13 protein-coding genes and 1 tRNA gene are annotated in these 13,439 nt (G+C 65.8%); 3 read left to right on the top strand and 11 right to left on the bottom strand.

The window, feature by feature from the left end; translation table 11 throughout:
• Positions 1–30: 30 nt before the first annotated feature.
• Genes folD through AKL29_RS07000 form a run of 3 tightly spaced genes read right to left on the bottom strand, consistent with a single transcriptional unit; the run spans position 31 to position 1,564 of the window.
• Entirely contained in the window at positions 31–915 is an 885-nt protein-coding gene (folD, locus tag AKL29_RS07010) for a bifunctional methylenetetrahydrofolate dehydrogenase/methenyltetrahydrofolate cyclohydrolase FolD (protein WP_050383569.1), read from the bottom strand.
• 1 nt (position 916) lies between these two features.
• A complete protein-coding gene (locus tag AKL29_RS07005; RefSeq protein WP_016847251.1) occupies positions 917–1,252 on the bottom strand; it encodes a DUF167 domain-containing protein in 336 nt (111 codons plus the stop codon).
• Between the two features lie 21 nt (positions 1,253–1,273).
• On the bottom strand, positions 1,274–1,564 hold the full coding sequence (locus AKL29_RS07000; RefSeq protein ID WP_016847252.1) for a YggT family protein: 291 nt from the start codon (positions 1,562–1,564) through the stop codon (positions 1,274–1,276).
• Between the two features lie 297 nt (positions 1,565–1,861).
• Here AKL29_RS07000 and AKL29_RS06995 point away from each other — a divergent pair.
• Positions 1,862–1,937 (top strand) — tRNA-Ala (locus AKL29_RS06995).
• A gap of 116 nt (positions 1,938–2,053) precedes the next feature.
• Here AKL29_RS06995 and AKL29_RS06990 read toward each other — a convergent pair.
• From AKL29_RS06990 to AKL29_RS06960, 7 genes are all read right to left on the bottom strand, one after another.
• Positions 2,054–2,863: an enoyl-CoA hydratase gene (locus AKL29_RS06990; RefSeq protein WP_050383568.1), complete on the bottom strand. Its 810-nt coding sequence runs from the start codon at positions 2,861–2,863 to the stop codon at positions 2,054–2,056.
• Between the two features lie 116 nt (positions 2,864–2,979).
• Positions 2,980–3,795 carry a glutamine amidotransferase gene (locus AKL29_RS06985; RefSeq protein WP_050383567.1) on the bottom strand — a complete coding sequence of 272 codons (816 nt, stop codon included), beginning with the start codon at positions 3,793–3,795 and terminating at the stop codon, positions 2,980–2,982.
• A 144-nt stretch (positions 3,796–3,939) separates the two neighbouring features.
• The gene (locus AKL29_RS06980; RefSeq protein ID WP_028337386.1) at positions 3,940–4,719 is read right to left on the bottom strand and encodes an SDR family NAD(P)-dependent oxidoreductase; all 780 of its coding nucleotides are present in this window, start codon (positions 4,717–4,719) and stop codon (positions 3,940–3,942) included.
• A gap of 226 nt (positions 4,720–4,945) precedes the next feature.
• Entirely contained in the window at positions 4,946–5,449 is a 504-nt protein-coding gene (locus AKL29_RS06975; protein WP_016847256.1) for a tellurite resistance TerB family protein, read from the bottom strand.
• Between the two features lie 162 nt (positions 5,450–5,611).
• A complete protein-coding gene (locus AKL29_RS06970; protein WP_050383566.1) occupies positions 5,612–7,033 on the bottom strand; it encodes an adenylate/guanylate cyclase domain-containing protein in 1,422 nt (473 codons plus the stop codon).
• A 41-nt stretch (positions 7,034–7,074) separates the two neighbouring features.
• Positions 7,075–8,460, bottom strand: coding sequence for a cytochrome P450 (locus AKL29_RS06965; protein ID WP_050383565.1), 1,386 nt, complete (start codon positions 8,458–8,460; stop codon positions 7,075–7,077).
• 83 nt (positions 8,461–8,543) lie between these two features.
• Positions 8,544–9,908, bottom strand: a complete 1,365-nt coding sequence (locus AKL29_RS06960; protein WP_050383564.1) for a hydrolase — start codon at positions 9,906–9,908, stop codon at positions 8,544–8,546.
• A gap of 185 nt (positions 9,909–10,093) precedes the next feature.
• Between AKL29_RS06960 and AKL29_RS06955 the strand changes: the two genes are divergently transcribed.
• Complete coding sequence (locus AKL29_RS06955; RefSeq protein ID WP_028337390.1) at positions 10,094–11,773, top strand: MFS transporter; 1,680 nt, start codon at positions 10,094–10,096, stop codon at positions 11,771–11,773.
• Positions 11,774–11,830: 57 nt separating this feature from the next.
• Here the strand turns inward: AKL29_RS06955 and AKL29_RS06950 are convergent, their stop codons facing one another.
• A complete protein-coding gene (locus AKL29_RS06950; RefSeq protein ID WP_016842076.1) occupies positions 11,831–12,046 on the bottom strand; it encodes a cysteine rich repeat-containing protein in 216 nt (71 codons plus the stop codon).
• 311 nt (positions 12,047–12,357) lie between these two features.
• Between AKL29_RS06950 and AKL29_RS06945 the strand changes: the two genes are divergently transcribed.
• Positions 12,358–13,416, top strand: a complete 1,059-nt coding sequence (locus AKL29_RS06945; protein WP_050383563.1) for a polysaccharide deacetylase family protein — start codon at positions 12,358–12,360, stop codon at positions 13,414–13,416.
• Positions 13,417–13,439: the final 23 nt, after the last annotated feature.

Genomic DNA, 13,439 nt, shown 5'->3' with positions numbered 1-13,439 from the left:
CCTCTCCCCGCAAGCGGGGCGAGGTAAGAGCTACACCGCCGGCGCCGGCAGGCCGGCAATCGCGCAGGCGGCGCGCAGCGTGTTGACCAGGAGGCACGCCACCGTCATCTGCCCGACACCGCCGGGCACCGGCGTGATTGCGCCGGCGACATTGAGGGCTTCCTGGAACGCGACATCGCCGACCAGTTTCGGCTTGCCGCCGGGCACCGGGATGCGGTTGATGCCGACATCGATCACGGTCGCGCCCGGCTTCAGCCAGTCGCCCCGCACCATCTCGGGCCGGCCGACTGCGGCATAGACCAGATCGGCCTGGGCGCAGAGCCTTGGCAGATCGCGCGAGCGCGAATGCGCGATCGTCACCGTCGCGTTCTCGTTCAGCAGCAATTGCACCAGCGGACGGCCGACCAGATTGGAGCGGCCGATCACGATCGCGTTCATGCCTTCGAGCGAGGCGTGCACGCTCTTGGTCAGGATGATGCAGCCGAGCGGCGTGCAGGGCGACAGCGCGGCCAAGCCTCCGGCGAGCCGGCCGGCATTGTTGGGGTGCAGGCCATCGACGTCCTTGGCCGGATCGATCGCGTTGATGATGGTCTCGGTGTGCAGCGACTTCGGCAACGGCAGCTGCACCAGTATCCCATGCACCATGGGATCGCGGTTGAGCCGAGCGATCAGCGCCAGCAGATCGGCCTGCGACACATCCTCCGGCAGCTTGTGCTCGAACGAGGCCATGCCGGCGGCCTGGGTCTGGGTGTGCTTGCTGCGGACATAGACCTCGCTCGCGGGATCATGGCCGACCAGCACGACAGCGAGCCCCGGCGTGAGTTGGTGGTCGCGCTTGACGCGGGCGACCTCGTCGGCGACGCGGGCGCGAAGCTCGGCGGCGATGGCTTTTCCGTCGATGATGCGGGCAGTCATGTCAGTCCCTTGTCTGCTGGTTCGGCTTGGCCGCGGTCAGCTTCCTCAATGTATCGCCGAGCCCTTTCGGATCGCCGTCCACCGCGACCTGCTTGAGCCGCGAGGTGGCGCCGGACAACAGCTTCACCCTGGCTTTCGGCACGCCGAGCGCCTTGGCCAGCAGCTCAGTCACCGCACGGTTGGCCTCGCCGCCCTCGGCGATGGCGCGCACCCGCACCTTCACCACCGAACGGCCGTTGGCCAGCGTCTCGATCCCGTCGATGTCGTCGCGGCCGCCGCGCGGCGTCACGCGCAACGCGATGCTGATGCCCTCGGTGGAATAGCGCCACGGATCCATCAAGGCCCCGTCGAGAAAGGGTCAGATCACGTTGGGATAGATGTAATAGGCGATCACCCGCTGGATGAACATGATGATCAGGATCACGATGATCGGCGAGATATCGAGCCCGCCCAGATTCGGCATCACGTTGCGGATCGGCCGCAGCACCGGCTCGGTGATCCGGTAGAGGAACTCGGCCACCGCAGAAACGAACTGGTTGCGCGTGTTGACCACATTGAAGGCGACCAGCCAGGACAGGATGGCGGAGGCGATCAGCAGCCAGACATAGAGGTCGAGGATGATGATGACGATGTCGAGAACAGCGCGCATGTGAGGGGGGCTCGCGGGTAAGACAACCGATTGAAGCGCAACGAGACCGGACGGAGCCGCCATCGCGCTTCTTGTTTGAGCAGGATCGTTTCGGAAAACCGCTATGCACTGGGCGCTCGGGCGGTCCGCCGGGTCGGGATCACGCCCTAGATATCGGTTCATCCCCCCGCAAACAAGGGAAGTTCCCGGCGGGACGGGCTGAAAACCGCGCTTTCACCGTTCTTGACTTGACCTTGGACGGGACTGTAAATGGCGCCCGACTGACGGCCGGGATACTCAGCAACACCCGGCCGCGATGGGGCCATAGCTCAGCTGGGAGAGCGCGTCGTTCGCAATGACGAGGTCGGCGGTTCGATCCCGCCTGGCTCCACCACGCTTCGCCCATCGGGCTACGCGTGGCGTAGCCGCGCAGGGGCCTGGAGGGCGAAGCGTGGTGTCCGGCGAAGCCCAAGGGGCGGAGACAGACTTTATCCGTTAGCCCCCTCCCTATCACGTCCCGGTAAACCTTGGCGGCCGCTTCTCGACGAAACTCGCGACGCCTTCCCTGAAATCATTGCCCTTCAGCGCGATCTGCATCTCGCGGTTGGCATCGATGGTGGCTTCGGCGAGCGTCTGGAACGGCACGTCATAGACTTGGCGCTTGATCACCGCGATCGCGCTCGGCGAGACGAAATCGGCGAGGTCGCGGGCGTAGGCATAGGTTTCCTCGCGCAGCTTCTCCGGCGAGGAGAGCCGGTTGACGAGGCCGATGCGCAGCGCCTCCTCCGCCGACACCCGGCGCGCCGACATCAACAGATCGAGCGCGTTGGCGTGGCCGACGATCCGCGGCAGCATCCAGCTGATGCCGTGTTCGGCGATCAGGCCGCGCCGCGCGAAGGCGGTGGTGAACACCGCGGTGTCGGCGGCGAAGCGCAAATCGCAATAGAGCGCGTGGACCAGGCCGATGCCGGCGGTGGCGCCGTTGAGCATCGCGATGACCGGCTTCCTGATTGCGGGGTAGTAGGCGTAGCGCGTCTGCCAGTCGGCGCGACGGTTCATGTCGAACGGGATGTTCTCGCCGCGCCTGACCTCGTTGGGATCGATCCCCTTCAGCGCGTCCATGTCGGCGCCGGCGCAGAAGCCGCGGCCCGCGCCGGTCAGCACGATGACGCGAACGTTGTCGTCGTCGGCCGCCGCCTCCATGGCGTGGCGCACGTCGCGCTCCATGATCGCGGTCCACGCATTCATGCGATCGGGGCGATTGAGCGTGATGGTCGCGATCCGGTCGCTGACCTCATAGAGGATGTGCTCGTAGCTCACGGCGATCTCCCTGTGCCTTGTTGTTATTGATACGCGCGGCGATGCGGCCTGCGCGCGGCGGCCGACAGTAACACATTCACGAGAATGAAAAGCCGACGCGAAATTCCGCGTGGCGGCTATTCCGCGGCCTGCAGCAGCTGCCGCTGGGGCACGCGCGCGATCCAGCCGTCGATGAAATGCTTCAGCCACGCGCGCTCGGCGGCATCGTGGACGGCACGCTCGGCGAAGTGCAGATGGCCCGGTTGTGCGCCCGGCGAATCCATCCGTGCGCAACCTCGCGTGGTCCAGCGATGCATCATCGCGTAGGTCACGTCGGGATGGAATTGCAGGCCGAAGGCGTTGCCGAACTGGAACGCCTGCACCGGGAAATCATCGCCCGCCGCGAGCAGGTCGGCGCCGGCGGGCAATTGAAATCCCTCGCCGTGCCAGTGATAGACCCGCGCCGGCCAGTTGGGGCAGAGCGCGCGGCCCGCCTCGGTCGGCCTGACCGGATAATAACCGACCTCGACACGGCCTTGCGGATGCGGCGCGACCTTGGCGCCGAGCTGCCGCGCCAGCATCTGCGCGCCGAGGCAGATGCCCAGGAACGGGCGCTGCTCGCGCAGCGGAACGGCGATCCAGTCGATCTCGCGCCGCACGTAGTCGTCGCCATCATTGGCGCTCATCGGACCGCCGAAGATCACCGCGCCGGCATGCGCGTCGAGCGTTTCGGGCAGCGCGTCGCCGAAGCGCGGGCGGCGGATGTCGAGACGGTAGCCCAGCGCGCGCAGGGCGTTGCCGATCCGGCCGGGAGTCGACGTCTCCTGATGCAGCACGATCAGCACCGGCCGCAGCGACACCTGATCCAAAATCTGATCCTTGGGCGTGACCGCGGCCGGCCTTCGGCTGGCGAAGGGCACCACGACACGGCTCTGGTCAGACCGGAACGACATTGCCTCTGCTTAAAGTTTCGGCACGTAAGGCGCGATCATAGCTAAGTGGTCGTTAACATCGTGTGAGTTTGCGCACACCCAGGCGAAGCAAATCGCGGGCCAGAAACAGTCTTAGCGGCGACGAGTGGGGCTTTTCAGGGACAGCTAGCGCTTGCGGAGCTGAAATCCGCCGACCGCCGTCAGGATAAAGGAGCGCGGAAACAGCCGGAGCAGGAACGGCACCAGCTTGATGAAGGCGCCAGGCAGCACCGCGCGCTTGTTGGCCATCAACCCGCTATAGGCCTGGCGGGCCACCTCTTCCGGCGAAACGTTGAGGATGGCGGAATCGAATCCAGGGGCAAACCCGGCGCGATCCTGAAACTCCGACGGTACCGGGCCCGGGCAAACCACGGTGACACGCACGCCCTGCGGCGCCAGCTCACAGCGCAACGCCTCGGTAAACGACAGCACATAAGCCTTGCTGGCGTAGTACACGGCCATGCCGGGGCCCGGCAGGAATCCGGCGATCGAGCCGAGATTGAGGATGCCGCCGCGGTTGCGGATCAGCTGGTCGGCAAAGCGCAGCGTCAGATCGGTCAGCGCGCGGATGTTGACGTTGATGATGTTGAGCTGCTCGGCGCGGTCGCGCTCGATGGCGCGGCCGAACAGGCCGAAGCCGGCATTATTGACGAGAAACTCGACCTCGACCCCGGCGTCGGTCAGGGCCTGCGCGATCCGGTCGCCCGCATCGGCGTGCTGGAGATCACAGGGGATCACAATCGGCGCTGCGCCGCCCTTGGCCCCGAGCTCGTCGGCGAGCGCCTTCAGGCGGTCGGCGCGACGCGCCACCAGCGCCACACGGTGACCATTCGATGCAAACACGCGCGCCAGTTCGGTGCCTATGCCCGCCGATGCCCCGGTTATCAGCGTCACACGCTCGGTCACGTTTCAAACTCTTACTGCAAATTCTAGTGAGGTCCCCAACAAGGCGACGAGAGCATAGGCATGCGGTGGGACGCAAGCCGTGTGTAAGCTTGTGGACAGTCGCGAGGCACTGGTTTTGTGATGAAACGCCAGATTTTCAGTCGGATCGCCCACAATCGCGGCGGACATTAAAATTTCGTCATCCCTGATACCGGTGACGATGCCTCCGCCGGCGCGGGCAATCGCGTCAGATTGCGGCGTCCGCGGTGCCCCAGGGGCCCTTTGGTAGCGCCGCCTGCTTCTCGGCGACCCGATGCTTGAGATCGATGCGGTCGCGCGAGGAAATGCCGAGCAGATCGGCGGCGCGCCAGACCACATTGTCCTCGAACTCGCTGACCTGACCATCGGCATAGACCAGCTCCCACATCATCTCGACGATGCGCAGCCGTCCCTCCTCGTTCACCGAGCGCATAATGACGCTGGTAAAGTGATAGAGATCGACGGCCTCGCCCTCGACACGCATGGCAGAGGCGATCAACTTGTCGGCCGCGCCGCGGTCGAGCTGGAAACGGCTCTCGATCAGGCCGTGCAGCTTGCGCGTCTCGGCCGGCGTCGGCTCGCCGTCCAGCGAGACGACATGCACCAGCAGCGCGGTCGCCGCCAGGCGATAGTCGCCGTCATCGAAGGTGCGGTCGGCCTGGGCGTCGGGGGAAACGATATCGGCAATGAATTGGCGAAGTCCGTCGAGCATCGTTCTCTCTGTGGAATGAAGCCTGCCTGATTTGAGCGTGATCTTTCCGGCTACACGCATGTCCGGATCATGCTCCGTTGAAATCTATATGGCGTGGAAACAGAACCGGTGCAATCCGCGCAGGTTCCCGCTGCGACATTACGTTTCGGCAAGCATTACGTTTCAGCAATATGACCACGGTATCTCGTACACCACGAGCTTGTCGGCAATGCCACGCAGTGCCGCTTCCTTCTGGATCGGCTTGATCGCGGCGCGATCGAGGATGCCCGCGACCTCAGCCGATTCCATCACCGGCTGGGTCAAATGGATTTCCTGCGACGTCGACAGGCTCTGCACCCTGGCGGCGATATTCACCGTCTGGCCGAAATAATCCTGCCGCTCGTTGAGCGTCACCGCAAGGCACGGCCCCTCATGGATGCCGATCTTGACGATCAGATCTTCCTTGCCGCGCTCGGTGTTGAGCTGCTTCATCGCCGCCCGCATGCGCAGGCCCGCCGACAATGCATGCTCTGGCCGGATGAAGGTCGCCATCACGGCATCGCCGATCGTCTTCACGACGGCGCCGTGCTCGGAAGCGATGATCTCGAGCAGCGCGTGGAAATGCGCGCGCACCAGATCGAACGCGGCGAGATCTCCGACCCGTTCATAGAGCGCGGTCGAGCCTTTGAGGTCGGTGAACAGGAAGGTGAGCGCGGTGATCTTCAGCCGCTGGTCGACCGTGAGGTTGTCGGCCTTGAACACATCACGGAAGGTCTGGTTCGACAGCATCCGCTTCGCGGTGAGGATCGGCTTGCGCTTGCCGAGCAGCTCATGCAGCGCATCGGCCGCTACCCAAACAGCGGGCAGCACGCGGGTGTCGGTCTGGTTGTCCAGCGACAGCCGCAGCGGCCCCGGCCGCAGCACCGTGGTGCCGGTCGGCGCCTGCAGCTTGTTGAACACGATCGAGAACTGCTGGCGCTCGGTGGTCGGCTCGCCCTGCACGTCGAAGAAATGCGCCGAGTGCGTCACCGGCTCGAACACGATCAGGAACTGCTTCGGCAATTGCAGCGACAGCAGCGCCTTTTCGCCGGCGGGCAATTCCAGCGATTCCAGCGTCACCTCCTTGAGCAGGCGCTCCAGCGAATCTTCGTTGAGCTCGATGCCAGAGCTCCAGAACATCTGGCGGACATATTCCCAGATCGGCAGCGTGTTCGGATCATGCGCGCCGATGCGGCGCACGCGCGGGCTGACGGTGAACGCGACCTCGACCAGATCGTCGACGGACGCCTCGTAACCAGCCGCGCACAGCGCGCAATTGTAGTCGTCATGACGCAACGATTTCAGCGTCGAATGCGCATCGAGCACGCCGCCGCAGCCCGGGCACAGCACATTCCAGCTCATGTCGAACAGGCCGAGCCGCGACGCATGCAGGAAACCGGAGATCACCTTCTCCTGGTCGAGCCCGGTGCGGCTCGAAAAATCCAGCAGATTGATGCGATTGAGATCCCGATCATGGCCGTCCGCGATCAGCTGCTGCATGGCATCGACCACGGCCGGATCGGTCGTCTGCCTGAGGACTGCGAAATGGGCCTGCGTATCGCTCATGGTGAGCCCCTAGATGAGCATTGGGACACCGCCGCGCAAGATCAGCGCGGCTTGATCGTAAACACCGGGGAACGGTTCGGCTGTGTCGTCACCACGCCGACCGGCAGCACCGGATCCTTGTCCGCCAGCGCGACGCGGAACGCGCCGATGATCTTCGCAAGCGCGAGCGTCGCCTCGACCAGCGCAAAATGCGCACCGATGCAGACCCGCGCGCCGACGCCGAACGGCAGATAGGCGAACCGATCGGGCGGCGTTCCCGTCATGAAACGCGACGGCACGAACGCGTTCGGATCGCGCCACAGCTTCTCGTGCCGGTGCAACAGCCACGGCGCGATCAGGATTACGTCACGCTTCCTGACCGGACGGCCCGCGATGGTATCGGGACCGCCCGCCGCACGCGCAATCAGGAACGCCGGCGGATAAAGCCGCATGGTTTCGTCGATCACCGCGCGGGTGAATTTCAGCCGCTCGATGTCGAGCGCGCCAGACGTCGCCGCGCTCGTGACTTCTGCCGCCAGCTGTTCCTGAGTTAGGGGATCGAGCGCCAATAGATAGAGCGCCCAGAACAGCGCGGTCGCAGTCGTCTCGTGGCCGGCCAGGATCATGGTGGCGACCTGGTCGCCGAGTTGGGCATCGGTGAAGGCCTCGCCGGTTTCAGGATCACGCGCGGCGCCCATCAGGTCGAACAGGTCGCGGGCCGGCGCGTTGTCATCCTTGCCGGCCGCACGTCGCTCGGCCATCAGCATGCCGACGAACGCGGTCCAGCGCTTGCGGAAACGGGCGCGGCGGAAATCCTGCGGCGTCGGCCAGTTCAACGGCAGCACCAGATCGAGCATGTGCGGCCGCGCCAGCGTATCGCCATACTCCATCACGAAATCGCGCAGCGCGGCGCCGTGGCGATCCATGCCGAACGAGAACATGGTGCGGCCGGCGATCTCCAGCGTCATCCGCTGCATCGCCTCGCGCAGATCGACCGGGCCGCCACTCGCCGACTTCAGCTTGGCGATGGTCTCGTCGACCGCCGCAATCATGTAAGGCACCAGCGTCGTCACGGCGCGCGGCGTGAACGCCGGCGCCAGCGTGCGGCGCTGGTGTTTCCACGCACGCCCTTCGGCGATCAATAGCCCCTCGCCCAGCATCGGACGCAGCACGCGAAGGCCGGCCGGCGTGCGGGTGTAGTTCTCGTAATTGTCGACCAGCACGTGGCGGATCGCATCCGGCGTGTTGAGGATGAAGCTCGAGTGGTTGAGGAAGCGGCCCTGGACGATGTCGTCCTCATAGGCGCGCTGGCCCCAGGTCTCGATCGGCGAGTTGCGCATCACCCGCATCCGCTGGAACGCGCCCATGTCGGCGGGCGCGCGCGGCGGCGCCGGCGGGACCAGGGGACGTCGCGTGACCGTGATATCGTAGACTTCGGCTATGCTCATGGTCCTCGCTTCCTGCCTCACGCAACGGCCGATCCGGCCATGCGATCCCGGCGCCAAGACGGCGCGCGGACCCTCCACCAGACCTAATAAGTCAGCTCGGCGACCGCAATCCGATTTTCCGATGCCGGCCAGGCCCGCATCATCATGCGTTCCCCGTTGAAGATCGCGGCGACCGGACGGCCGAGATCGGCCGCGGCCAGCCGCAGCGTCGTCACCGAATCCGTCGGCACGCCGGGTTTTACATCGGCCGGCTCCTTGCCGTCGAACAGCACGATATCGCGCGGCAGGCCGAAATAGCCGCGCGGCCGCGACATCAGCACGACCGCGCCTGCGCCGGCATCGGCCGGCCCCAGCGGCCGCGCCGCGCGCAGATGCACGATCTCGGACGAGCGCACAAACGGCGAGCGATAGATGTGCGTCGTCGCCGCACCAGGCGCCGTCAGCACGAATTCGAGCGGCCACGACGGGTCGACCTGCGCCGGACCCCAGCGGCCGTCGGCGCCGGTCTGCGAGCTGTGCAGCGGGCCACCAATGCGCTCGCCGGTCTCCGCCGCGACACGATAGATGTCGACCGTAGCCCCCGGCACCGGTCGATTGGTCGGCACGCCGCCGGGCGTGCCCGTGACGAGGCCGCTCAGCCTCACCGCCGTCTCCGGCACGATCTCGATCCGCGACGGCTCGTGCCTTGCGATGAATTTGTAGATCTCGCGAAAGGCGCGCGGATGAAAGGCGGTCTCGCGATGATCGACCGCGCCGAGCACCAGATTGGTCGCGCCCTTCAGCGCCGGGCCTTCCGTCGTGACGTTGGTCGGCGTGCCCGGCTTGCCGACGAAGCGCCCGTCGGCTTGCGCATATTTGTCGAGGCCGTCGCTGCGCAGCGTCAAGAACAGGGTGCCAGCGGTCACTTCGCTGTCGCCATCGTTCAGCCCGCGCAGGAACGGACCGCGCCCGTTGAACTCGTTGCCGAGCCCGTCATCCCACGCATACACACCGTGATTGGGCGTGCCGCACAGCACTGCGTGGCTGATGTCGCCGCCGCCATTCTTGATGTAATTGCGGATCGCATTGCCGCCGCGCGAACTGCCGACCAGCGCGACCCGCGGCGCGCCGGTCTTCTGCTTCAGCTCCCTGATCGCCTCGGCGAGCTCGCGGCGCTGGTCCTCGGTCGAGGAGCGGCTCGCCTGCTCGATCTTGTCGTCACTGCGCGCCAGCGGATCGGTGAAGTTGATCGCCGCCATGCGCTCGCGCGGCACGCCGTTCGATTCCATCCGCCAGAACGTCGTCATCCAGAGCGCGGCATGATCGCCATTGCCATGCACGAACAGGATCGGCGGGGTGTCGCCGGCGAGCGCCGGCTGAGCAGACTGCGCCAAGGCCGGGGCGAGGCGGCCGGCCAGCAGGGACAGGGCGCCCGCCCCTTGCAAAACTCTCCGCCGCGACAGCGCCATTGGTCCCCCTCCCCGAGCCTTCCCCAAGCCTACTCCGAAGCCTTCCTGAGGTCTTTCAGAGCTTTAGCTGTGTCCTATCGCCGCCAAGAATGCCGTAATCGCTGGACAGGACACGCGTTTCGCGGGCATCAGTTGGTGCAGCCGGAATCGTCCAACACGCCATAGCAGGCCAACCGGAACAGGATATGACCGAACCGCGTGATCGCTCCGACAGTATCACTGCACCGTTGCGGCATTCAATCTTCAGGCGAATCTGGCTCGCGAGCCTGCTCTCCAATCTCGGCATCTTGATCCAGGGCGTCGGCGCGGCCTGGGCGATGACGCAGATGACCTCGGAGGCCGACAAGGTCGCGCTGGTGCAGACCGCCTTGATGTTGCCGGTGATGCTGATCTCGATGCCGGCCGGGGCCATCGCCGACATGCACGACCGCCGCATCGTCGCGCTGGTGTCGCTGGCGATTGCGCTGACCGGCGCCACCATCCTGACCGTGCTGGCCTGGCTCAATCTGGTAACGCCGAACATCCTGCTCGCGCTGTGCTTCGTCGTCGGCAGCGGCATGGCGCTGTTCGGCCCGGCCTGGCAATCCTCGGTCAGCGAGCAGGTGCCGCCGGAGACGCTGCCGGCCGCCGTCGCGCTCAACGGCATCAGCTACAACATCGCGCGCAGCTTTGGTCCGGCGATCGGGGGCATCGTGGTGGCGTCCGCGGGCGCCGTGGCCGCCTTCGCCGCCAATGCCGTACTGTATCTGCCGCTGCTCGTCGTACTGTTCCTGTGGAATCGCGTCAGCGAGCCGTCGCGGCTGCCGCGCGAGCGGCTGAACCGCGCCATCGTCTCCGGCGTGCGCTACATCACCAATTCGCCGTCGATCAAGATCGTGCTGACCCGCACCATGGTGACCGGCATCATCGGCGGATCGGTCTCGGCGCTGATGCCGCTGGTGGCGCGCGACCTCCTGCACGGCGGCGCGCAGACCTACGGCATCATGCTCGGCGCCTTCGGCATGGGCGCGGTGATCGGCGCGCTCAACATCAGCGAGATTCGCAGCCGGCTCAGCGGCGAAGCCGCCATACGGGTCTGTGCGTTGACGATGGGCGCGGCGATCGCCGCGGTTGCCGTGAGCAAGCAGCCGGTGATCACCGCCGCCGCGCTGGTGGTTGCCGGAGCGGTGTGGATGCTGGCGATCGCGCTGTTCAATATCGGTGTGCAGCTCTCCGCGCCGCGCTGGGTCGCGGGCCGTTCGCTGGCGGCCTTCCAGGCCGCGATCGCCGGCGGCATCGCGATCGGCAGCTGGTGCTGGGGCCGCATCACGGACGTCGGCGGCGTCGAGATGGCGCTGCTGATCTCCGCTGGTCTGATGCTGCTGTCGCCGCTGCTCGGCATCTGGCTCAGGATGCCGCCGATCGGCGCACGCAACGAGGACGCGACGGATGCGCTGGCCGATCCCGAGGTGCGGCTGCAACTGAGCGGGCGCAGCGGGCCGCTGGTGGTCGAGATCGAATACCGGGTGGCGCAGGACAATGCCCGCGCCTTCCACAATGTGATGCAGGACGTGCAGCTCAGCCGCCAGCGCAACGGCGCCTATGGCTGGTCGATCGCCCGCGACATCGCCGATCCCGAATTGTGGACCGAGCGCTATCACTGCCCGACCTGGCTCGATTTCCTGCGCCAGCGCAACCGCGCCACGCAGATCGAGCGCGAACTGCATCAGAAGGCGGCCGACTTCCACATCGGCGCCGAGCCGATCCGCGTGCGCCGGATGCTGGAGCGTCCGTTCGGATCGGTGCGCTGGAAGGACGAGACCCCGGACCGCGCCGCCAAGGAGGTGATCCCGGTGGTCGCGACCGCGGCGGGGAGCAGTACGTAGGCCGTGTCGTCATTCCGGGGCATGCGAAGCATGAACCCGGAATGACGACGATTGAATTTACTGCCCGTGATCGGCGAGCGTCTGCTGGCAGGCCTTGCTGAGGCGGCTGCGATGCTCCTTCAGACACGCCAGCACGACCTGATCGCCCTCGCTGAGATGGGCGCGGCAGAACCGCGAGGCATCGCGCGAGCAGGCATCGCGCCCCTGCTGCTGTGCCGAGGCGGCCGACGTCAACAAAACAAGCGGCACGACGGCAAACAGAAATCGGGTCATCTCTCAAAGCCTCTCTAGCGTTTCCGCGAAGGGGTGCCGGTTCGCGTGAAGAAAACGCGTCAAATAGGGAATCCGGAGCCGCGTTCCGATTTCATCGCAGCGGAAACGGCTCCAGGGAATGCGACGCCGGTTCTATAGCGTTTCCATGCCGCGAAGAAGCTTGAAACCGACTGTGACGGTCATCACGCATGGGTAAGACCCGCTTTTTCTTGTCCTTCCGGCGCCTTGTTGGGATCGCGTTAAGACCTTGTTGGCATTAATCGCTCGTTACGGCTGTGGCGTATCCTTAAGTTCCGAGAGAGTGTGTAGCGATGCGTAGTGCGTTGGGCCTGATGCTGGCCAGTGTTGTAACGGCGATCGTGATCGCCGGCGTGTGGTTCTGGACCTCCTCGCCGCGTGCCGACGCGGCTCCTCCGCAAACCACGGCTGCGGCCAAGGCCGTTCCGCTGCCTGCGGCGGCAAAACAGGCCGCCAAGGACGATGTCGAGACGACCGCCGCGCTGTCGAAGCGCGCCGATGCTACCCAGGCCGCGGCACCGGCCGCCACGCCTGCTCCGGCTCCGATGCCGGCCCCCGTCGCGGCCGCGCCCAAATGCGCCAACCCCGATGCGCTCGGCATCAGCCGCACCGTCGTGGTCGACACCAATGGCGGCCCGGGCTTCGGTTTCCTGCAGTACAAGCAGTATGACTTCCTGACCGACAAGGAGGTCGTGCTGACCTTCGACGACGGTCCGTGGCCGACCACGCCGGCCGTGCTCAAGGCGCTGGCCGATGAATGCACCAAGGCGGTGTTCTTCCCGATCGGCCTGCACACCACCTATCACCCGGACATCCTGCGCCAGGTCGCCGCCGCCGGCCACACCATCGGCGCCCATACCTGGTCGCATGCGCATCTCGCCAGCAAGAAGCTGACCGAGCAGCAGGCCAAGGACGAGATCGAGAAGGGTTTCAGTGCGGTAAAGCTGGCGCTGGGCAGTAATCCCGCGCCGTTCTTCCGCTTCCCGGCGCTGGCGCACACCCCGGCGACGACGGCCTATCTCGGCACCCGCAACATCGCGATGTTCTCGGTCGACGTCGACTCCAACGACTTCAAGTCCAAGAGCGCGGACGAGGTGATCAACAATGTGATGACCAAGCTCGACAAGGAGCACAAGGGCATCATCCTGATGCACGACCTCCAGAAGCACACCGCACAGGCGCTGCCGACGCTGCTCCGCAAGCTGAAGGCCGGCGGCTACAAGGTGGTCTGGATGAAGGCCAAGACCCAGCTCGAGACGCTGCCCGAATACGACGCGATGATGGCGAAGACCGAGAAGCCGATCGCAACGGGCCGGCCGATCGGCAACGTCGTGCAGACGGTCGCCGAGTAACGCAGCGAACGCACTCTCAACGC

The organism is Bradyrhizobium pachyrhizi, assembly GCF_001189245.1.
In the GTDB taxonomy this organism is placed as follows: domain Bacteria; phylum Pseudomonadota; class Alphaproteobacteria; order Rhizobiales; family Xanthobacteraceae; genus Bradyrhizobium; species Bradyrhizobium pachyrhizi.
Note: the sequence above shows the minus strand (reverse complement) of the source record. Positions and strands in the feature narration are given on the sequence as shown.